A 22,116-nucleotide genomic window follows, 5' to 3' on the forward strand; every position below is an offset into this window, starting at 1 on the left:
CGTACGGGAAACGTCGCGTGGGTCGGGGCCGTGCGGGAATCACGGAAACGCGCGTGTCCGCCGCGGACTTCTCCGTCCCATGGCAGCCGGGACGCTTTGCAGGTCGACGACCGGTCGGCCACGAAGACCCGGCGGAGGCACGGGTGAGGTACCCATCGATGTCGTCGCCGGCCAAGGGTCGCTACCTGGCCGAGCACCCCCGTTGCATGCTCTGCCCGGGAGTCGCGGTGGTCGTCGACCACGACCACGACACGGGCCTGGTACGCGGCCTGTTCGTCGTGACCGGTCGTCGGCGCGCGTGGTCGTCGGCATTGCGCGAAGCACGCCATCCACGTCCGGGCGTGTTCGTCCCGGCGCGTCGGAAACGGGTCAGATTCCGGGGCGTGGTGAGCGCCGGGCGAAAACGGCCCTTTGGCACACACGACGCGCCGGGACGGACGATCATGTGGGCATCATGGAAGTGGGAAGTCCCCTCCCATCGGTAGAGGGAACCCAGCGCCCCGGTCGACGAGGTCGTGCCTCTCCCGGTGATCCCGGTGTCACGAGAGGAAGGAGTCGTCGGATGATCACGTCGACGGTCGACGAACTGCGTATATCGCTGGAACGCGAGGCCGAAGGACTGGCCGAGCACCGCGACGAACTACGGACGGAACTCGCCGAAGTGGAACGGCAATTGGAAGCCCGCCGCAACGCGGTGGAACACCTCGCACTGATCCGCCCCCTCACCCCTCCTCCGGTGGCGCCGGCCGGCGACGTCCCGACCGAGAAAGCCACCGCGGACACGCCCGTGGACGCCGGCCCGACCGCCCCCAGGAAGCGCCGGCCCAAGACGGCGCCGAAGAAGGCCGAGACGGCCCGGGCCCACCCCGCGCACGCGGCACCCGCAACCGCTCCGGCGAAGAAGACCCGCGCGAAGAAGACCCCCACCGCGAAACCCGTCCCCGAACCGGTGACCGGGCGACCGGTCCGGACCCACCTGCGCGACGAGATCGCCGAACTCCTGGAAAAGACCGGCGAACCCATGAACGTCCGCCAACTCACCGAAGCCCTCGGCGAAACCGCCACCAAGAGCCGCATGGAAAGCGTCCGCACCTCCACCGAGGGCCTCGTCAAAGCCGGACGCGCCGTCAAAACCGGACGCGGACTCTTCGCAGGCACCACCACCTGAAACCCACACCCCGCCGGCTACGACGGCCACCAGGGCCACAGACGCCGGTTCCGCCACCCCGGCAACACGCCTTTCGGAAGCCGAACACGACGACGCACTCCAACTCGCCCGGAATGCCACGTCCCAGGCCCCGGCCAACGGGCTCGGCCGAACTCGCGGCCGCGATCGACGGGCGATGCCGGCCACGCTCAGACCCCGCAGCATCGCAGGTCGACCGTCTCCCCTTCGAGAGACACACTCGGCACCACCACCGCGACCCAAGTCGCAAGCGGAGTTCCCGCGGGGTTCACCGGCGGGTTGTCGCAGTGCGGGGATGTCAGGGGGCTCGGCGGGAACGGGAGTGCCGGTCCCCCACGGGTGGCGGCGGCTCGGCGACGAGTCGGCGGGGGCGAAGTGGCGGTCAGGGGCCGCGGTGGGTGCCGGACGCCCTCTCGGCCCAGGTCAACGAACTGGGCGTCCCCGCAGTCGCCAGCCGGGTCGTGGGCAGTACCGTCCGACGCCCCGAGACCGTCATCGAACGCGACCGAGCCGGACCTTGAGAGGGTCGGTGGGATGGTCCGAGTCTGTCTTCGACCCCGGTGGTCAGGTCGCGGTGGGGACGTGGCGTGTCCCTGCGAGTTCGGCCACCGTTCGAAGCCTCGTGAAGTAGGAGGCGCAGTACTCCTCGTTGATCATGGGCACGACCTTGTCGAGGTCGGCGATGCATGCCCAGAGGATGGCAATGCCATTGTCGTCGAGTCCGCCGTTCAACTCTCTCTGGACGAGGCCGGCAACGTCGGCGTCCAGGAGGACGAAGTCGACGCCCTCGACGTCCACGCCGCGGAAGCTTGCCGGAAACGGTGCGCGCAGGTGCTCCTTCCACAACCGGGCGAGTCGGTTCTCAGGCTGTGCTCCGCTCGTGTCGGCCGCTGTCGCTTCCGCCGCAGCAGATGAACGAAGGAGCAGCGCGACGGCATCGAAGACAGCACGCACCAGGTGGACGGCCATGACCGGGCTGAGGTCGGCACTGATCACGCCCTGCAGGAGTTTGTCGCGCAGGAGTCGGCTGCGGTCCAGCTCTGTGGCGAGTTCGACAGCGATGAGCTCTGCCTCGGTGGCCTGCTCGATCAGGTCCTTCAGTGGCTTGTTGACGGCCAACCGCTCGGCGAGGACGCGCTCCAGGGCACACAAGGAATGCATGACGGCGACGGTGGCGAACTCGTACCGGTAGTACGAGTGCCTGATGAGTTCACGGGATGTTTCCAACGCGCTCATGACGTACATGGACGCGCCGTCGGGCAGAACCAGGTCGGCAACCAGGTCGTGCATACCCGCATAGTCGAGAACGACATCGCGGGCCCGCGGGTCCGGCAGCGGAAGTGGGCCGGGCACCGGCGGCAGGGTGTTCACCGGTGCAGTCTCGTCGACCGAGGCCGTTGCTGCCATCGGATTCGCTCGGGGTGACGCTTGGCGACCCGCTGCCGAAATCATGGAACAACGCCAGGAAAGAGGGCTACGAGATCTTCCTGTGCGCCGAGGAAGGCACCGTGGAACGCCTCCACATCATGTGAGGCCCCACGCACGAGCACCGCGCCGGCCGCTCACCCGGACGACCCGCCCCGCCGGAGATCCGGCGGGCGACATGGCCGGCGGAGCGGGTCGAGGCGCTCACGGTGCTGGGGATGCGCTGGACGTGAGTGGGATGTGGGATCCGATGTGAGGTTGCTCCGGGCGGGCCGGCGGATCGGCTGGTCCTGTGCCCCGGGCGACGAAACGGCCGGCCTCGGGATCGGGTTCCGGGGCCGGCCGTCGCCGTTGTCGGGGGTGGTCTCGGGTGTGGAGAGGGTCAGTGCCGGTGCGCGGTCGTTGTCACGCGTGCGGTTGGGGCCGGGACACGTCCAGCTCGCTGTTGTAGGCGTCCCTGACGGTGAACAGCACCCTGGGGAGGCGGAGGGGGGCCCTGAAATTGACGTCCGACTCGGCTTCGCCCACCACGAGTTGGGGGGTGAGCGTCAATTCCTTGTTGTTGAACTCGACGATCAGGTCGATGGTGTGCGAGCCGCCCAGGCGCGTGGTGGGTGTGGCGGAGGTGGTGAGGGTGAAGGCGTGGGCGAGTTCGGCCAGCGCCTTGGACGCGGCTCCCGGGTGCTCGGCCACGACGTTCGCGGCCTCGGTGCCGATGGCGGCCAGGAGCTTGTCGCGGGCCTCGGTGACGGCGGCGGGCTCGGGTGCGGTGCTTTGGGCGATGGCTTGCTGAAGGGCTTGTTGGGCTGCCTCGCTGAGGGGCACCTGGAGGGGCTCCGATTTGCTGGTGGTCACGGCTACTCCCTGGGTTGGGACGGGTTGGTCGGGTACGCAGGGGGCGTTTGCCCGCGGCGCCCTCGAGATCATGCACGGGTGCGGGGGGAAACGCGTCCCGTCGGCGACGACTGGCCTGTTCCGGTGGATGGTTGACCTGGACCCGTCGTGTCGGATGCGGCTTTCGTCGGCCCCGGCGCGTGCGCGGCACACCCGCGCGGACCGGCCGCCGGGCCCACACGAGGATGGGCAGGCCCGGTTCCCCGGGCCGGCCCATCCCCCCGAGGCCGCCGGCGGGTCGCGGGCGGCGCGGGTCGGCACTACACCGGCGCCGCCCGCGAGGGGCGACCGGGCGTCGGCATCGGCGAGCCGCCGCGACGGTCGCTGATGAGAGGCCTGACCGTCACCCGGCCGAGCGCGACGCCCGGCCTCCGCAGGGTGGTCGGTCTGCGTAACGTGGATGCGCGCAGTGCGCCGTGTGGCGCTTTGTTGTATCCCCGACGCAGTCGGGAAGGACTCGGACGGATGTTCTTGGGTCGCCTGGCTCACCTGGACGCGAAAGCGCGAGGGGACAACAGCATGCCAGGAAAGCGGTGGCCGCCTGGAGGCATCCGAGGCGATGCGCCGCAAGACCCGCTCGATACGGCCGAGGCTGGATTGCTGAAGCCCAATTCCCAGCGGCGTCTACCACCGCCGTCGGATTGATGCCTGTCACCGACACCTCGTTCTGCCCGCCCCTTGTGCGCGGCGGCCGGGCAACCTCCGGAACGAGGAGCGCCACCCAACGAGGGCGGTCAAGGGGATGAATGGGCGGCCTACGTCGAGCTCGCTGCGTACAACGAAGACGTACCACGGGATCGCCTACGGGACGAGAGTCCTATGGCGACGGAGTGCTCGTGGTAGTCGCAGGGGTAACGGCCTGCCGGGGAGGACGGGAACGCCGTCCGCAGGGCGAAGGGGCACAGGAGATCGGGGCATCGGGGCCGGGAGGTTTGCGTAATGCAAAACGCCGAAACGGTTTTGAATGTCATTCGGGAACGTGGCAGGCGCGGCCTGTCATTGGAGAGGGTCTACCGGCAGCTGTTCAATCTCTTGCGGTCGGGGTTCGGTGGTTCCCGGGCGAGCGCCCATCCCGATCGATACCGTGTGCTCTGGTGGTGTCACGGCCGGTCATGGCCTCCCCGGGTGAGAGGTGTCAGTCTCATGTCGTTGGTCGAACGTTCGTCGAAAACCGTGACGTCGGGGCGCCTGGTGGCGGCCGGGGACGACACCGTGGTGTCGGAGATCCTGGAGGCCGTCGCGGGCGCACGCGTCACGGCGGTGGCCACCGGGAGCCGGTCCGCGCTCGCGGTCGTCGAGGACGGCACCCTGCGGGGGGCGGGCGCGGAGGTGGCGAGCATGGTGGCCGTCGCCGAGGGCCGAAAGATCCGGTCCGTCGCCGCGGGCAGCGACGCGAGCGCCGCGGTGACCGAGGACGGGGAACTGCTCATGGTCGGCGCGTACTCCTACGAGCTGATGCAGGCCACCGCCGGCAGGAAGGTCGCAGCGGTGGCCATCGGCTCGAGGTTCGCTCTGGCGCTGACCGAGGACGGCGAACTCCTGGGCGCGGGCAACGACGGCTCGGGACAGGTGTCCGGGCTCCTGGCGGCCGCCGAGGGCAGGAACGTCGTGTACGTGTGCGCGGGCATCAACGAGAGCCTGGCGGTGACCGACGACGGCACCCTGCTGATCTCCGACGACCTCGACCCCTACCTGCCCGACCTCGTGGAGGCGACCGCCGGCAAACGGGTGACGGCCGTATCCACCGGCGGGTTCTTCGCCCTCGCCCTGACCGACGACGGCACCCTCACCGCCACCGGGCAACACTCCGACCAGGTGAGGGGAATCATCGAGGCCGCCGCCGGCAGGAAGCTCGCCACCCTGACCGGCGACGGCGGAGTGACCACCGCACTCACCCGCGACGGCACCCTCCTGGCCGCCGGCGACGACGGCCAGGGGCAGACCTCGGGACTCCTGACCGCCACCGCCGGCAGGACCGTCACCGCCGCATCCGTGGGCAACCGCGCCGGCCTGGCCGTCGTCGCCGACACCGACGAGGACTGCGGGCCGCTGCAACCCCGCCAGATCTGCGCCCGGTTCGTCACCACCGGCGACCCCCAGGACACCCACGCCCTGTCCTTCAAAGTCGGCACCCACCACCGGGAACTGGTCTCCGGCACACCCTGCGCGGCCCTGGACACCCACGACACCGAGGCCACCCACCTCATCGTCCGCCGCGTCTCCACATCCCAGGACCTCGCCACCGGCTCCGCCTACTTCACCTGGAACCCCGCCACCAACGTCGCCGACATCGACCCCGACAAGAGCCAACTCCCCCACGGCCTGACCCACCACCGCGCCGACGGCAACAAATTCACCTTCACCTGGACGGGGTGACACCACACCGACGGGCCGGGGTCCCGACGGCGCCCACCCCTCGGGGCCGCGACACCGACGAACGAACACCACGGCCCCGCGGGCAACGCCCGCGGGGCCGACCCCTGTCCGAGGTCGCGTGCGCGTCACGTTCCCTCGCGGCGTGGAGGCCACGGCCCCCCGAGCCATTCGCTTCGCGGGGCCGTCGCGCAAGTGGCGTCCGGCTCGCCTCACCTTGACTGATATCTCGAACCCGAACAGAGCCACCCGGGGCGACGCCTCACGCGTCCCGGAAATATCGACCCGCACAGATCACTGGACCAATGACCTGGTGCAGTGTTCGTTTCGAGGGGTGCGCTATCGGCGATGGTCGTACACGTCCTGCCCTCGCGGGGGCCGGACCCTCCGGGCCAGCCGTGACCCGGCGGTCGGCGTGACTGCGGGGTCACGGCTGCCGTCGACCGGTCAGGACCGGCGACCCGGCCGAGCGACGCAGTTCCGGGACACCTCTTGGAGATCGACCCAGGAACCAGTCGCCGGCTCCGATGCCTCCGAACCGGGACCTCAGAGTTCCGTTCCGCCTCTTCAAGCGAGTGTCCCCGTCTTCGCGAAGCCACTGCCTCCTGATCGCAGGGGTGAAATACCGCCGAGGTGCCGTTGGCCACCAGGGCGTACGCCCGGGCGAGTTCCGCCAGCGCCACAGACGTCTGGCCTGGGGACCTCTCGACGACCGACCGGGCCTCGGCTCCGATGGGCGCCAGGAGCTTGTCGCGGGCGTCGCTGGCGGCAGGTACCTCGGTTGCGCCAATCGCCGTCGGGATCTGATGGTTTCCCTCGTCGCCGGCCGTGGTGGTGGGCTCGGTCCCCATGTCGCTCCCGAGTACTCCTCGGTCCGCATCGGTGCGGGATCGCCGCCGTGATTCGCTCCCGAGATCATTCACGAGCGCGCTCCGGAAGGTCGGTTGCCGGACTACTCCGGTGTCTTCGGCCGCGGGTGGTCGGCGGCGACGGAACGCTCGGGCACAAGGGCAGCCGGCGTGCGACCGCGTCGAGGCGACCGGGGCGGTGCGGCGCGTGCCCTACGCGTGGGTGGAACAGACCCGGCCCGGGGCCGGATCCTCACCCTCTGGGTCGGAGGCGCCGACGGCGCCGGGCACCTGTTGGCACTGGACGTCGACGACACCGGCACCGCGACCGGAAGCTTCGTCGGCGACAGCGCCTTCATGACCCTCACCGGACACGACGACCCCACCTGGGCCGGGCCCGGCGCCGAGCGACCCGACCGCGACAGCGCGATCGACCCCGCCGAACTCACCGATCCCGATCTCGTCGCCATCCTGGGCATCGTGCTGCCCGACGTGCGCATCGCTGCCCACATCGAGGACCGGGGCCCACCAGCGGATCCAGGCGTGGGGACCGGACGGGACGTACGCCCTGGCCGTGTCCGACTCCGACGGCGACCACCCCGCCTGGACCTGGGGACCCCACGACCTGTGGACACGCGTCGAGACGGCCACCGCCTGGTGGCAAACGGCCGGACGACCCGGCCCCGTCGACCTCACCTACACCGCCACCCGCACGCGACAGTTCGTGACCTGCGGCACGACGGACGGCCCGCAGTGGGATATGCCAGACCTCACCGTCGGCTGAGATAGGCACCACGCCCGTGCGCGTCGTACCGACGATGCCGCCGGCTTTCCGGCCCTTGGGGGTGCCGACCGCTTCCGTCCCTCGGCACGTCGCTCGCGGCAACGCACGGCGCAGACGTGTGACGAGGTGCAGCGCATCATCCTTGGTGATTCCGGCGAACGCCCGTGTGCCTGCACCGGTCGGGAAACGCCGGTGCCCCGCCTGCTCGTGGACGAGTGGGCGGGGCAAACGGCACTCGACCGCGTCTGCTCGACGTTGCCCGGGTCCGCGACGGGGTTGACCGGTGCGATTCCGACGGCGCGGCCGGCGGTGGTGCGCGGAAGGGGTCAGGTGTTGGGTTCGGGGTCTTCCAGCGCGAGCGCGGTGGCGCTCCCGGAGCCGAAGGGCAGCCAGTAGAACGTGCAGTACGCGTTGGCGTCGCTGTCCCAGCGACGGGTGGAGCCGACTTTGAAGGTTTGGTCCTTGTTGATCCGGGCGACGACGGTGGCCGATCCCCTGTGCTCCCAGTGGGCTTGCGCCAGTGGGTTGTTGTTGTTGTCGAGGACCCGGACTTGGCCGTTCGCGCTGGTGGCGGTGACGTCGACGACTCCGACGACCAGTCCCGCGGTTTGGGCTTTGAAGGCGTAGAAGACGTCCCGGTCCGGCACCTGGAAGCGGGGCTTTAGGGTGATCATGCCGCCGGCCAGGGCAACGGGTCCTTGGAGGGTGAGGGTCGCTTCGGCGGCGACTGTGACGTTCTTGTTCGCTTTGAGCTCACCGTTCGCGGTGAGTGTGCCGCCGACCGTGGCGCTGCCGAACTCGGCCGGCCCGGTGGCGGTGACAGTGCCACCCTTCACCTCCGTGGTGGCGGTGACCGTGGCGCCCTTGACCTCCCCGGTGGCGGTGACCGTGGCGCCGTTCACTGCTGTCTTGCCGGTGACCGTGGGGGCCGTGACCTCCGTGGTGGCGGTCAGGGTGGTCGCGGTGGCCGCCCCGTTCACCGACAGGGCCGACCCCGGGACCGGCTCGCCGCCGACGGCGAGTGTCGTGTGGGCTTTCGTCGGGCCTTTGGCGTCGAGGGTGTCGGCGACGGTGAGGGCGTCGAGGGTGGGGTTGCCGACGCAGACGGTGACGTGGTCCCAGCGGACGACGTGGCCCGACGTCGGGGTGGGGGTGCTGGTCTTGAGGGCGAAGGCGGTGTCGCGTCGGAGGCCCGCCGTGACTGCCCAGCGGGAGCCGCCGGCGATCTCTTCCAGTTCGGCTGGGGAGGACCCGACGCGTTTGCCGTCGGCGTAGAGCTCGTGGTTGTCGAGGCGTTGGTGGTGCCATTCCAGGACGACGGGGGCGCCGGCGGCGATGTTCGTGGCCGGGGCTTGGCCGGTTCCCTCGAGGGCGACCAGGGCGCGGCCGACGCCGGGGTGGGGGTCGGATCCACTGCGGAAGGGGAACTTGGCGACGTCGAGCTTCATGGTGTTGGGGACTTCGGGAAGGGGGCCTTCGGTGTCGGTGGCCCATTCCTCGATGTCGATCCGGGCGATGCCGCTCTTGGTGCTGACCTTGATGCCGGCGAGGTGGATGTAGAGGCCGTCGACGCTGATGTCGCGGCCGGAGCGCGGGATCACCTCGAAGCGCGCCACCGACGGCTCGGCGGCGGCGTCGCCTGTCGGGGCGAATACCGCGGTCTCGGCGGTGGGGATCGCGAGGAGGACGTCGGATTGGATGTCGACGACGGTCCATTCCGTCTCGGGGCTGACGTAGGCGTCGATCCCCTCGCCGGTGACGGCGATGTCACGCGCGCGGGAGCCGACGGGCAGCACGACGGCGATCCTGGAGCACCGCACCGGGGTGTTGCCGCTGTTGGAGACGACGATGTCGAGGTCGGCGAAGGCGTGTTCGTCCTCGGTGCCGGGGACGATGTTCGGCGGGCTGGCGGTCAGCGGATTGGGGGTCGTCGTCAGGGCGTAGCTCAGCTTGCAGTCCTGGGCGGTGCGCACAGCGGTGGTCATCGGCGGGTTCCCTCGGTCTCGTCGGCGGGGTCGGGACGGAGCTGCAGGCGTCCGGTGCGCAGGGTCGGGGTGGGGCGGGGGTGGTGGGCCCGGTCGTCGGCGGCGTCGGTGGGGGTGGTGGTCCAGGTGTCGCCGTCGCGTTGGGCCCAGGTCCAGGTGCCGTGGCGGTCGGAGGGGCGGGGCACGGTGAGCGCGCGGACCTCGTCGGAGTGGGCTTCTTCGGGTGCGGGGCTGTTGGTGGGGAGGGGGCCGAGGCGGAAGGAGACGGGGAGGGCGGCGAGGGGTGGTTCGACGAGTCGGGTGGGGAGTTTGATCTCGGCGGTGGGCAGGATGTCGGTGGTGGCGTGGACGGTGCCGCGGGGGTCGGCGAGGAGAGTGAGGAACGCCGCTTCGCGATCGTCCGGGTCGGAGCCGGGTGGCCTGGCGGGCAGGGTCAGCGCCGCACCGGTGTCGATCGGTGCGAAGTAGGCGCGGCCCTCGTCAGGGAGTTCGTCTTGGTCGAGGACGGTGTGGAGCAGCGTGTAGTCGGTGGTGCCGCGTGCGCCGCGGAAGTAGCCGACGAGGCCGTCGGCGAGTTCGTTGCGCTCCCCCAGGCGGATCGGCCAGCGGTAGTGGGGGTAGGGCGGCGGTTCGGCCTCGCGCAGGTTCTCCCAGGAGGGGTCGGCCGGGGGTGGCCCGTCGAGGTCGAGTTGCAGCCTGACGCGGATCAGGGCGATGGGGCGTCCGAGGAGGACGCTGGGGGTGGCCGGTGGTGGGGTGCCGCCGGTGGGCGCGGTCATCGACAGGGTTCGGTCGACGACCGTGAGCAGTGCGCGCATCGCGGCGGGCCCTCGTGCGGGGGCGGTCAGTTCGGTGAGGAAGTCGTACAGGTGCGGGAACTCGTCGCGCAGGTCTTCCCGGTCGGGATATCGGGAGTAGGGCAGCGCGTGCCAGGTCACCCGCGCGGTGCCGTCCGGGGGCAGGGTCGTGCGGAGTTCGCCCAGAGGGGCGCCGTCGGGTGCGTAGCAGTGCAGGGCTTGGTCGAGGTGGGCGGGGACGAGCCAGGCCCCGACGGCGGTGGCCTCGGGGGTGGGGGTGCGGGTGAGGGGGGTGTGGTCGTCGAGGGCGTCGAGGAGGGTGAAGCGGGCGCGGGCGGGTTGGAGCAGGCGCGGGGTGAGTTGCGCGAAGCGGTACCAGGTCGGGGGGTGGATGGTGCGCAGGCCGTCCTCGGGGCGGTCGGGGTCTTCGGGGGTGGGGGTGAGTTCCTCGGGGAGTTCGGGGGCGAAGCGGCGGGCGGGGGTGCCGGGGGCGATGACGTCGCCGGGTTCGTCGTCGTCGAAGTCCAGGGCGCGGGGGTCGGGGTAGATCGCGGGGAGGGCGTGGCCGAAGCGGTCGATGACGGCGAGGCGCTCGAACGCGAACTGTCCCGCGCGCAGGGGCTGGTACAGCGAGGGGCTCCAGCCTTCGGCCAGGAAGGGGTGGGGGCGGTGGCCGGGGTTGGGGGGCAGGACGCGGCCGGCGGCTTCGGCGAGCGCGGTGCGCAGGTCCGGGTCGAGCAGGTGGTGGGGGTTGATCACGGCGGGGGTGTGGCCGCGGGCGGAGAGTTGTTCGGTGAAGCCGACCATCTGCTGGGAGAACAGGTCCCCTTCGTCGGCCTGGCGGGCGAGCGCGCGAAGGGCGCCCGCGGCGGGGCCGGGGTGGGTGCGGGCGTACTGGCGCAGCGCGGCGGCGTCGGTGCGGCCGGGGGTGGGGGTGAGGAATTGTCGGCCGCGCAGGGTGAGCGGGATGGGGTTGGCGCCGGTGCCGCGCCAGTGGTAGCGGTCGCCGTCGAAGTCCCAGTTCGCCCGGTCGGGTTCGGTGCCGTCGGGGTCGCCGTGCCATTCGATGGGGAAGTAGTCGACCTTCCACTCGAAGAACAGCGGCGACCACGGTTGGCGCCAGGGCGCGGTGTACGCGCCGGGGGTGCCGATCGCGTTTGCGTGCGGGTCGCGCATGGCGTCGGCGAGAGCCTGGACCTGACCCGTGTGGCCGGTGACGGCCGCGAGGGTGGGGGCGTTGGAGGAGGCCAGGTGGAAGAGCTCGCGCAGCAGGGCGGCCAGTACGCCGGAAAGCCCTTCCGGGGCGGGGAGGTTGCGCGGTTTCGGTGTCTGCGTCTGCGTCGCGGACACCGGTCGGCCGGCGACGGTGACGCCGGTGATCAGGCGGTCGGGCCAGCGGCAGACGAGCGGCGGGTTCTCGTCCTCCTCGTCTTCGTCCCAGGTGCCGGGGGGCACGGTGTAGGGGTCGGTGTCGTCGTGGGGGGTTGGGGGTGTGGGTTTGTCCTTGGTGCCGCGGATGACGACGACGGGGTCGTTGGGGAGTTGGAAGTCGGGGAGGACGGCACGTTTGAGGACGACCTCGTCCCGGGGCAGGCTGTGTTTGGTCTGGTAGGCGCGGATGGCGGCGTCGAGGGTGTCGGGGGTGTCGCCCCACGGAACGTCGGCGCGTGTCCTGGTGACCGCGTCGCGGCGGGTGACAACTTCCTGGGTGGCTTCGCGGACCAGTTCGTTGAGGTCTTCGCGGTAGGCGCCGTCGGGTTCTCCGGGTGCGTCGGGGACCTTGGGGAGGTTCGCGGCCCACCACAGGTCGTACAACCGGCGTTGGGCGGCGGCGAGGTCGCGCATCGCGCTGTCGTGGGTGACCTGGGCGGTGTTGAGCCGGGCCAGGGCCGCGGCGTAAGCGGCGCGGGTCGCCCGGGGGCGGGGCGTGGTGCGGGGTGCGGGGGCGCCGTCGTCTTGGGGGGCGGCTTCTTCCAGGACCCAGGTGTGGCCGGCGGGGGTGGGGGTGAACCAGGAGGCGTGCAGGGCTCGTTCGGTGGTGAACTCGCCGTCGGCCTCGTCGAGGAGGTCGAGCACCCCGGCGTGCAGCGCGGTGAGCAGGGCGGCGACCTCCGGTGGCTCCCCGGCCCGGTGGGCGGCGTGTTCGCGTAGGGCGCCGGTGGCGTGTGCGGTGGTGTTGCCGAGGGCGACGGTGACGTAGTCGGGGCGGTCGGAGGCCGGCATCGCGCCGCCGACGCGCTGCCAGCGCACGTCCACGGCGGTACCGTGGCACAGGGTGCGGGCGGAGGTGGGCGCGGTGCCGGTCGCCGACCAGTTCAGGGCGGCCATCCGGGCTTGGAGGTCTCCGGTGAGGGGGTCGCTGGTGGGGTCGCTGTACCAGCCGGCGACGAGGTAGTTCAGGCGCCATTCGAGGGTGGGGTCGAGGTCGGTGAGGCGGTCGTGGATGGAGAACACGTCGGTGTTGTAGGGCTGGTACGCGGCGAACGTCGCCAGGCCGGGGCCGACCGCGGTGAGGAACATGCCGCCGGCGGGGGTTCCCGGTTCGGTCCAGGCGCCGGTTGCGAGGTCGATGCGGCGGCCGATGCGGGTGAGGCTGCCGTCGCGGGGGTGGAGGTAGGGGCTGGCGCCGTGTTCGGGGTCGAGGTGGTCGCTCTCGACGATCCAGCCGCTCTCCGTGCGCGCTCCGGACGCGGTGGCGACGGCCTGGCGAACGACCAGCCACCGGTTGGGCACCGTGGGGAACTTCGTCCCGGCCTCTGCCTCGTCCGCTTCGCCGGTGTGCTCGGGGTCGGGGTCGGGTGTCTCGTCGATTCCGGCGGTGAGGGCGTCGGGGAGTTGCCAGTGCAGGTAGACGCCCTCGCGAGCGGGGTCGGCGTTGAAGCCCAGGTCGGTGTTCGAGAACGGCGGGGGCTCCGGGGACAGGTGCAGTCGGGTCAGCGCGTAGTTCGCCTGCCAGCGCTGGAACACCTCCGCTTGGCGCACCCGTTCGTTCACCGTCAGCGCATCCACCCGCATGGGCACCACCAGCGGCAGCTCCGCCGCTGCGACGGCTGGGGTGTCGGCGGGGGTTCGGGGATCGGTCACGGCGTGTCCCTGCCCGTCGTCGAGGTGGGCCGCGCGGCGGGGGCCGTGCGGGTGATGAGTTGGCGGCGTGGGGTGTTGACGAGTTGCACGGCCAGGCCCGCCGGCCCGAAGGCGGCGGCCGAGGGCTGCCCCAGAGCGGTCAGCCGGGCGCCGAGGGCGCGCAGAAGGCCCGCCGGGTCCGTGGGGCGCAGGTCCAGGATTGTCGGGCTGCCGGAGGGGTCGGGCCGTAGGTACGCGTCGAGTCCGGTGGGTCCGGTGGGGGTGGGGAACGCCTGGCCGGGGATTTGTTGGGCGACGGGGGTGTCCAGGCGTCGCAGGCTGATGACCGGGATGCCGCCGGGGGCGGTGTCGATGCCGAAGGACAGGCCCTCGGGGGGTTCGGCGAGTTCGATCTCGTCGGGGACGTCGGCGAACAGAACGAGCAGGACGTCGGGGGCGAGCGTGTCCTGGCGCAGTACCCGGATCGGCGTGCGGGTCGGTTCGTGGCCGCGGTAGGGCCGCACGAGGAGTCCGGGGCATTCGTGGACGAGGGCGGAGCGGATCAGGACGCCGGCGCGCGGGGGGTCGGTGTTGCCGCCGTGGGCCCAAGGGGCGGCCATGTGGGTGATGTCGGTGTCGTTGTCGCCGGTGATGGCGATGCCCGCCGCCCCCGCTGCCAGGGCGGTGGGCCATCCGGCGTCGACGTGGAACAGGCGCAGTGATTCGGCGGGCAGCATGCGTTCGTCGGGGACCAGGTCGGCGAACGGCACGTCGTGCAGCAGCCGTAGGCGGTCGAGCCAGGCGACGATCGGGGCGCCCTCGAGGGCCAGGAGGTCGGCGAGCGCGGTGCGCAACGCTGCGGGCGGGTCCGAGAGTAGGTTCGCCGCGCGGGCGGCCCGTCCCTGCCCGCGCCGGCCCGCGACCGGGCCTCGGCGCCTTGGCGTGGGGGGTGGGGCGTTGCGGGCACCGGCGGGGTGGGTGGCCGCGCGAAGTACCCGGGCGGCGGAGCCGTCCGCGACGAGGGCCTCCAGCAGTGTGCCGAAGGGACGGTGGCCGAGCGCGCGGGCCTGCCGGGCCGCGAACGCGGCCAGTTCGACCCCGGCCTCGACCTCGGTCTTGGCCTCGGTGCCGGAGTCGGTGCCGGTGTCGGCGGCTGCTTCGGCTTGGGTTTGGGGGGTCGCTTCGGTGCCGGTGGCCGCTTGGGTTTCGGCTGCGGTGTCGGCGGGTGTGGGGGGCCGGGCGGCGTCCAGGCCGGGGGCTGCGAGGCGTTGGGCCATGGCGGCGGCGCGGGCGCGGGCCTTGGCGTGCCAGGCGGTGAGCATGGCGGAGAAGTCCGCGTCGGCCAGCGCCAGGGCGCGGCCGAGCGTCCAGGCGGCTGCGCGGCTGGTGTCGAAGAGGCCCCAGGCCTGTTCGTAGGCCAGGAGTTGGGCGGCGCTGGTCCAGCCCTCGTCGGGGGTGGGGGGCAGGGGTTGGGCAGGTTCGGCGGTGAACGGGCCCCGATACCAGGCGTAGGTGTCCTCGCCGGTCTCCACCCGGTAGGGCAGCGGAAGGTGCCCGGAGGCCAGGCGGGCGTGGGCCGCAGTGTGCGCGGCGGGGTCGACACCGGGCGGGGGTGTGAGCGGGGCTTGGGGCAGGCGCAGGAGGAGGTCGCGTTTGTTGTCGTTGGCGTCGCGGAGGAAGTTGCGGACGCGTCCTGGGAAGCCGCCGCCGGGGGCGGGGATGCTGGTGAACGCCCAGCTGTGGAGTGCGGCGAGGCGGATGCGCACCTGCGGGGTGAGGGTGCCGTCGTCGGCGTCGGCCAGGATCGAGCGGCAGCCCTCGAGGGAGACCAGGTGGGCGCTGTATCGGGTCTCGGTGGTGCGGTCGGGCAGGCGGGACGCGACCACGACCGCGAACTCGCCCTCCGCGAGTTGCTCGGCGCGCAGGCCCGGGTCGGGTCGGACGTCGCGCACGTGCAGGAGGTGGCGCAGTTCGTCGGTGCGCGGGACGACGATCTGGAAGATGTCGCCGGGGATGTCGATCGTGGCGCAGGGCGCCTCGGGGTCGCCTTCGATCTGCTGCTCGCCGATACCGGGCCGGCGGATGCCGGGGGCGTCGGTGAGGAGTTGCCGGGCGGTCATGGTCGTGGTCGCCGCGTCGGCTCCGGGGTCGTCGGGAAGCTCGCCTTGGGCGAACAGCAGCAGGGCCAACCACGGCGCGGTGGGCTCGGCGCGATCGGTTTCGGCGAGGTGGCGTTTCCAGGGTAGGAGCGGGTCGGTGAGGGTGACGTGGGCCAGGGTGGTGGTGAAGTCCGCGGCGGCGTGCGGCGCGGGGTTGACCGCGTGGACCAGATCCGGGTCGAGGGCGAACTGTGGGGCGCGGACCTCGAAGTCCTCGTGGACGGGGTCCAGGTAGGTGCCGGTGTCCAGGTCGGTGACGGTCTGGGTGGCGCTGATGCGGAACTTGCCCGCGGGTACGGCGGGTTCGCGGTTGTCCTGGAACCGCAGGACGAAACCGGGATCCGCGAGCGGTGCGCGGTCGTCGAGCTGGTCCGTCATCGGGCGGTCCCTTCCGGGGCGGACGGCGTGAACGCGGTCCGGGTGGACGCGCCGGCCGTGAACAGGGTGAACAGGGCGGCGGAGGCGACCGTGCCCGCGGGCAGGTCCCACCGGTCCAGGAGGTGTGGGCCCGTGTCGCCGATCTCGACGACGGCGATGGTCGTGTCGGCACACACGAGGTACGCCCGTGCGGCGTCGGCGGAGAAGGCGATCGCCAGCGGGGCCGCGTCGAGGGTGAGCGTGCCGCGCGCGGTGGCGCCGTCCACGACGGACACGGCCGCGGCGTGCAGGACCCAGCGGCGGTTGCGCGGGTCCAGGACCAGGGCCACGGGCGCCGTGTCCAGTGGGACGTCGGAGACCAGGCGGGTGCTGCCGGGGGCGCCGTTGTGGACGGCGAACGTCGCCAGGTGCCCGGTGTTGTCGGTGAACGCGCGGGCCAGCACGGCCTGGTTGTTGGTGTCGACGAGCATGGCCTTCGCGGTTGCCTTCTTCGGGAACCGGTAGGGCTCGTAGTACTTCGAGCCGGGCGGGCGCGGGCGGACCTGGACGATCCCGTTGCCGCCCTGTTCGGAGCCGTACACGAACAGCACGTCCTGGCCGGGGACCGCCGACACCCGCAAGGGCGCCGAGGGTTCCGGGACGTGCCCGATGTAGATGCCGGTTTCGGTGTCGAACGCGGCGGTCTTGCTGGTGTTCGTCTCGACGGCGTACAGGTGCCCGGACTCGGCGTCCAGCGCCAGCGCGTCGATCCGCTGCGCGCCGGAGTCGTACGCGTTGGTGGCGACCGGTTCACGGGCGCCGGTGAGGTCGAGGGACACGGCGGCGGTGGACTGTGCCGCCGGGGCTGCGGCGACCAGACGTGTCCCGGCGCGGTTGAGGGCCAGCGCCCGGGGCCGGGCGCCGAGGCCGAGGGGGAGCGGGGGCTCCGGGCGCATCGTGGCGGTGTCGAGGATGTCGATCCGGGTGGCCGGGTCGCCGACGACGTACAGGCGGGCGCCGTCCGCCGTGGCGGTGGCGAGGTAGGGGCCGCGTTCGAGGCCGGCGACGCGTCCCAGGACCGTCCCGGAGTCGGGGTCCAGGGCCAGGGCGGCGGTGGTGGTGTCGTCGAGGATCAGCAGGGCCGACGCGGGCGGGGGCGGGGCGGTGTCGTGGGTGAGCAGGAGCGGGTCGGCGTCCAGGCCCACGGTCGCGGCTTGGTCGGCGTACGTGCCGAGAGTGCCGTTGGGCAGATCGTCGTGCCCCAACAGGGCCCCGAGTGCGCCGTGCAGGCGGGTGCGGGCCGTCGCCGAGGACAGGGTGGCGAGGTGGTCGGCGACCACGGCGACACCGGTGCCAGCCGGCGCCGGGACGCGGACCGGGGGGCCGGTCGGCGGGTCGGCCGGGTTGAGGGGGTTCGGGGCGTCCGGGTCGAGCGTCTCCCAGGCGAGGTCCCCGTCGGTGATCGGCCCCAGGTCCTGCCCGTTGACCCGGTGCGGGGGCACGCTCACGCGCAGGCCGGTGAGGTGGGTGAGCATGGCCTCGTGGCCGGGCTTGAGCGCGTCCTGGGTCTTGATGGCGGGGTCGCCCCACATCGAGAACGGCACCCGGCCGTACTCGGGTTCGACGATCCACCGATCCAGGCCCGGGACCGCGCGCCATGCCTCTTGCCTGCCGGCGTCGGTGGGCTTGTAGGCGACGCTGACGTGCAGGAGGCCGTCCAGGCCGGTCTTGCCCATCGGGCGGATGTCGACGCCCTTGTCGCCCACGTCCGGGCGGGTGTCGAAACGGACGCGCCTGGTGGGCACGACGGTCGCGACCGCGAAGGAGAACGCGGCGGGATCCACCAGCCACGGCTCCTCCCCCGCCTCCACCCGCGCCGCCCGCAGTTCCGGGTCCGCGTCGGCATCGGCGGTCAGACCGGTCAACGCCGTCACCGTCAACGGCACCTGCCCCGGCAGGAGTTGCGCGGCGAACTGGGCCCAGGTCAGCGGGGGCGGGCTGGCGAGTTGTGCGCCGAAGCGCACGGTGACGGTGATGAACACGAACTTCGCGCGGACCGTGCCACCGGTCGGCGGCCCCCACAAATCGAGCGACGCGCCCAACTCGCCGCGCAGGGTGAACAGCAGTTTGACCTTGACGCCCACGCTGACCGAGATCCCCGCGCGGAAACTCAACGGGGCCCACTGGACGAGGATGTCGGCCTTCGCCGTCAACCACGCCTCCACGTTCCCCGACCGGTACCGCACGTCCAGCATCCCGCCGGCCATCACCGCGTTCGGGGTGAGCGCGAAGTAGGACCCGCCGGTGATGCTGACCGAGCCCAGCGACCAGGAGAACCCCAACCGCGGCACCACCGGGAAATGCGACGGCACCTTGTAGGCGGGATGGTAGCCGCCGACGGTAACCACGAAATCCCCCGCGTACGGGCTGCGGCCGGACCACAGGTAGAACGCGAACCCGCCGGTGAGCACACACGCCGGGTCGATCACGTAGGAGTCGACGAGCTGCGCGGTGACCGCGAGTTCACCCCGCTTGGACTGGTACACCACCCGCATGTCCACACCGATGCGGGCATATGCGGTACCCGTGTGGGGGAAACTCGCGTTCGCCCGCCCGATCAACGCCAACGTGAGGTCGCTCCCGGCCTCCAGGAGCAGGAGCACGCGGGTGCGGACGAACTCGAACGAGGTGAAGTTCAGACCCCCGGCCAGCCAGATCTGACCCTGGGCAGGTTTCACCCATGGGTTCTCGCCGCCGGTCAACAGCGCCAGGACCTGCAGCGAGTCCGCGGGGAAGTCCTCGTCGTCCAGGCCCGCCACCAGCGGGAAGGACCCGATCTCGTGCTGCTCCGGTATGCGCACGCTCGACTGGTAGCCGAAGCCGAGGGCGAAACCGGTCACGTGGAACGGCGGCGGCCCCCCGAACGGGACCGAAGCCCGCCCGAACACGAACAACGACACCGCGCCGGTGCGGGACTTCTGGTAGGCGCCGATCGCCAACACGCTGAACTTCGGAGCCAGCTCCACCGTCAACGAGCCCTGGACCAGCACCGGCCACTCGGGCGGGTTCGGGCGGCTGACCAGGGCGCCCGCGACGTGCAACGGCGGGCGTTCGAAACCCACGCCCAAACCGTCCAGGCGGGTCCGTACCGGGAACGAGTCATCGCCGTTCAGGTCGATGCCCAGGCCCAGGCCCGCCACGCCGATCGTCAACCCCGCGGCGGACAGGGACGCGTCGACCATCAGCCAGACGGTGCCCTTGTCGTATGCCAGGCCGATCCTGGCCACGTGCAACGGACCGAAGGAGCGACCCACGTCCAACCACACACCGGGCGCACTCGTACCCGGGGCGGCAGCGAACACGCCTTCGTTCGGAAGGAGCACTCGGGCGAGGGAGCCGGGCGCCGCGCTGCCGGCGGGCCACACCACACCCTCCAAGACCGCGCCGTCGGGAACGGCCTGCGCGGTCCCGCCGCCGTCCGTGGCCTCTGGCGGCGTGGGGTCGGTCGGCGCCCGCATGCCGGGCCGGTCGCCCGTGCTCTCCCAGCCATGTGACGAATGCCGAACTCCGGTTCCGCCGGGAGTCGGAGTCGGCGGCAGGCCCAGTGTCAGCGACGCGGGCGCGCTTGCGGGTAACTGGTAATCCACCACCATGACCGCGCCCCGACGCAAGCCCCCTTCGATCTGTCCCTGGGAACCGGGTATGTGCGGGAACGGCGGCAGGGTCGAACCTGCCTCGGCCAACAAAGCGTTCGCGCGATTCACCACAGCGGGCGACGCCTGTCGCGAGGCGTACACCGCCCGCACTCCCGACAGCCGCAGATCCGCGCCGGCGGGAATCACGTCGGCCAACAGCGGCAGATCCGACAGCCCGGCCCGGACGTTCACGCCCACCTGCACCAACGACACCCGGGAGCCCGGCGGCACCTGACCGGGAACTTCGGGGACGGACGCGAACACCACGGTGCCCTGGCCGAACTCGGCGGCGATCATCGTGGATCCGGCGGCTCCGTCGTAGGTGATGGCCACCGACCGCAGACTGGGTGTCAGCGCCGGCGGCAGCAGCCGCCGCAGTTCGTCCATCTCCTCCACGCCCAGCGCCGCCAGCAACGCGAAGATCGACACGGGTGCGGTGCCGACCGCTGCCTGCCACGAGGCGGTGAACCGGGAACCGGCGCCACCCGTGCCGAACTCGACCGCGAAGTCCAACACGGCCATCTCGCCGTCGATGTCCACCTCGACACTCAGATCCGCCGCGAACCGCACCTCACGCGGACCCGAGGGCGGCTTGGCCCCGACCGAGGCGGTCAGCGTGAACATCGCGCCGTCGGGCCCGTCGCCCAGCGGGAAGGAACCCGCGCACACGACCTCACCTGCCAGGCCGGAGTCCAGTGACACCTGGAGGCGGTCCAACACCAGGCCCGACACGGCCTGCGGCAAGGGCACCCCGAACGTCTCGTCGAACCAGGCGGCGAACCCGGCGAATTCCACTCGGAACGCGGAGCCTGTCACCTCCCACACCTTGTCGGGCCTGCGCCGTCCCTCCAGCACGATCCGGCTGCCGCCCACGTCCAAGGTGCCCGCCAGGGCCACGTCGGTCGCGGGCGCGACCCCGGTGACGGCGGTACGCAGTTCCAGGGCGGTGAGTTCGACGCCGTCGGCGATGCGCCACGCCGTGTCCAGCGCGAGGGCCAGGGTGTAGGCCTTGGAGGTCACGTCTGCCGAGATGTGGATGTAGTTCAACCGGACGGTGCCGGGGTCGATCCCGGTGCCGGCCAGGGCCTCGGCGTCGATCAGGTCGTTGCCGCCGCCGGGGTGCCACAAGGAGGCGGCAAGCCGGCCGGCGGGCAGCGCCACTTCGCCGTGGAGTGCGTAGGCACCGGCTACCGTGCAGCGCGCGCCCAGCGTGAAGTCCACTCTCCAGGTTCCCGACCGGTCACGAGCCGCGCGTATCCGCAGGGGGTCTATCCGGTCCAGCCGCAGCGCTCCCGGAATGACGGCCCAATCGGCCTCTCCGGCCAGTCTCAGGGTAACGACCACCTCCTCCAGTCGGCCCCGGTACCGATCGAAGGTCACGCTTGCAGACATCAGAGACAGGGCCCCCAGGCCTCCGCTGATCTCCGCCGGCACGTGCACCCGGTCCAGCAAGGAGGCGTCCAGAAAGGGAAGCGCCGCCAGATCGGTCAGCCGCTCGAACGAAATCCCGTTCGGAAAATGCTCGGAGAGCCCGACCACGGGGGACTCGGCGCCGACCAACCGCATGGTTCGGCGCCCGTCGGTGGCGCCGAGGGAGAAGGAGACGGCCGGGTACACGTCCGGGCGTACTCGGCCGCCGGGGGTGTCGGGGACCGCCGCGAAGGTGATCCACAACCGGTCGAACCCCAGGGTCGCGAGCAGGGTCAGGTCGGTTTCCAGATACGGTGCCTTGACGGTCCACGCGTCGGTGGCCACTTCCACCCGGCAGCCGATCACGAACTCGCCGGGCTCGTCGGCGAGGAACACCACGTGGGTGGCCAGTTTCGCGCCCAGTTCGGGGATGTCGCTCGTTCCGTCCGCCGCCAGTCCCTCGCGGTCGAACAACGGCGTGGACAGGGTCAGGCCGCCGTTCAGGTACCCGTCGAACAGGGCCGCGACCTCCGGGATGTCGAGTGTCGCGCCGGACAGTTCGAGCCTGCCCGACGTGCTCGCCGCGTCGAACAGTTCCAGCAATGCGGGTACGGGGATCGCCATGCGTCCTCCCAGCGGTTACGGAATTGACGTCGACGTCCTCAGGACTTCGGGGTGTCCTGGGGATCTGCCGGGATCGGACTCTGACTGCCCGGACGGAAAACGAATGCCGGGGCTCTCCTGGCGGGAGCGTCCGAGACCAGTGCCGTCAGGCGCGGTCCCGCGGCGTGGAGGAACATCTGGGCCCACTGTCCGCCCTGGGGGAACCCGGGGCTGGTAAAGAGCAGACTGAACAGGGGCTTCCCCGCCACCTTCCAGCCCTTTTTCGCCCATTCGACGGGGATGGCCGTCGGGGCCAGGTCCTCGAGGACGAAGTCCCGCCCGGGGACCGGCAGGGCATAGTCCCCGGGTCCCACCACGGTGAACGCCTCACGCCCGGTCAGCGCGTACCTGAGGGCCAGGAGATCCGCCATTCCCGCGCGAGTGGTGGCCCGCCCGGAAGGACCCCCGTAGGGAGTCGCGCGCGTGTGCTCGAAACTCTTGAACAGCGGACCGCGAAACGAATCCGGAGGATCCACC

Annotated in this window: 10 protein-coding genes; 3 read left to right on the forward strand and 7 right to left on the reverse strand. The window is 71.6% G+C overall.

The genetic code is table 11. The features are described from left to right. The first annotated feature begins 562 nt into the window (after positions 1-562). Positions 563-1,168 (forward strand): hypothetical protein, encoded by a 606-nt coding sequence (locus ACWGR4_RS30325; protein ID WP_452133927.1) that lies wholly within the window; start codon positions 563-565, stop codon positions 1,166-1,168. Positions 1,169-1,750: 582 nt separating this feature from the next. Here ACWGR4_RS30325 and ACWGR4_RS30330 read toward each other — a convergent pair. Beyond that, the gene (locus ACWGR4_RS30330; protein ID WP_452133926.1) at positions 1,751-2,557 is read right to left on the reverse strand and encodes a hypothetical protein; all 807 of its coding nucleotides are present in this window, start codon (positions 2,555-2,557) and stop codon (positions 1,751-1,753) included. Between the two features lie 459 nt (positions 2,558-3,016). Further along, positions 3,017-3,466, reverse strand: a complete 450-nt coding sequence (locus ACWGR4_RS30335) for a hypothetical protein (RefSeq protein WP_452133925.1) — start codon at positions 3,464-3,466, stop codon at positions 3,017-3,019. Between the two features lie 1,182 nt (positions 3,467-4,648). Here ACWGR4_RS30335 and ACWGR4_RS30340 point away from each other — a divergent pair. Next, on the forward strand, positions 4,649-5,881 hold the full coding sequence (locus ACWGR4_RS30340; protein ID WP_452134130.1) for a hypothetical protein: 1,233 nt from the start codon (positions 4,649-4,651) through the stop codon (positions 5,879-5,881). A 1,419-nt stretch (positions 5,882-7,300) separates the two neighbouring features. Next, entirely contained in the window at positions 7,301-7,510 is a 210-nt protein-coding gene (locus ACWGR4_RS30345) for a hypothetical protein (RefSeq protein WP_452129508.1), read from the forward strand. A gap of 326 nt (positions 7,511-7,836) precedes the next feature. On the opposite strand, the gene ACWGR4_RS30350 is transcribed toward ACWGR4_RS30345, so the two are convergent. The 5 genes from ACWGR4_RS30350 to ACWGR4_RS30370 all read right to left on the reverse strand — a co-directional run. After that, positions 7,837-9,495, reverse strand: coding sequence for a hypothetical protein (locus ACWGR4_RS30350; protein ID WP_452129507.1), 1,659 nt, complete (start codon positions 9,493-9,495; stop codon positions 7,837-7,839). Continuing rightward, positions 9,492-13,376: a hypothetical protein gene (locus tag ACWGR4_RS30355; protein ID WP_452129506.1), complete on the reverse strand. Its 3,885-nt coding sequence runs from the start codon at positions 13,374-13,376 to the stop codon at positions 9,492-9,494. Before ACWGR4_RS30355 ends, ACWGR4_RS30350 begins: the two co-directional genes overlap by 4 nt. Next, a complete protein-coding gene (locus ACWGR4_RS30360) occupies positions 13,373-15,892 on the reverse strand; it encodes a hypothetical protein (protein ID WP_452129505.1) in 2,520 nt (839 codons plus the stop codon). Before ACWGR4_RS30360 ends, ACWGR4_RS30355 begins: the two co-directional genes overlap by 4 nt. Then, a complete protein-coding gene (locus tag ACWGR4_RS30365) occupies positions 15,889-21,600 on the reverse strand; it encodes a DUF6603 domain-containing protein (protein ID WP_452129504.1) in 5,712 nt (1,903 codons plus the stop codon). Before ACWGR4_RS30365 ends, ACWGR4_RS30360 begins: the two co-directional genes overlap by 4 nt. 38 nt (positions 21,601-21,638) lie before the next feature. Next, positions 21,639-22,116 (reverse strand): hypothetical protein (locus ACWGR4_RS30370; protein ID WP_452134275.1); only part of this gene is annotated, 478 nt, incomplete at its 5' end.

The organism is Embleya sp. NPDC055664 (assembly GCF_053618075.1).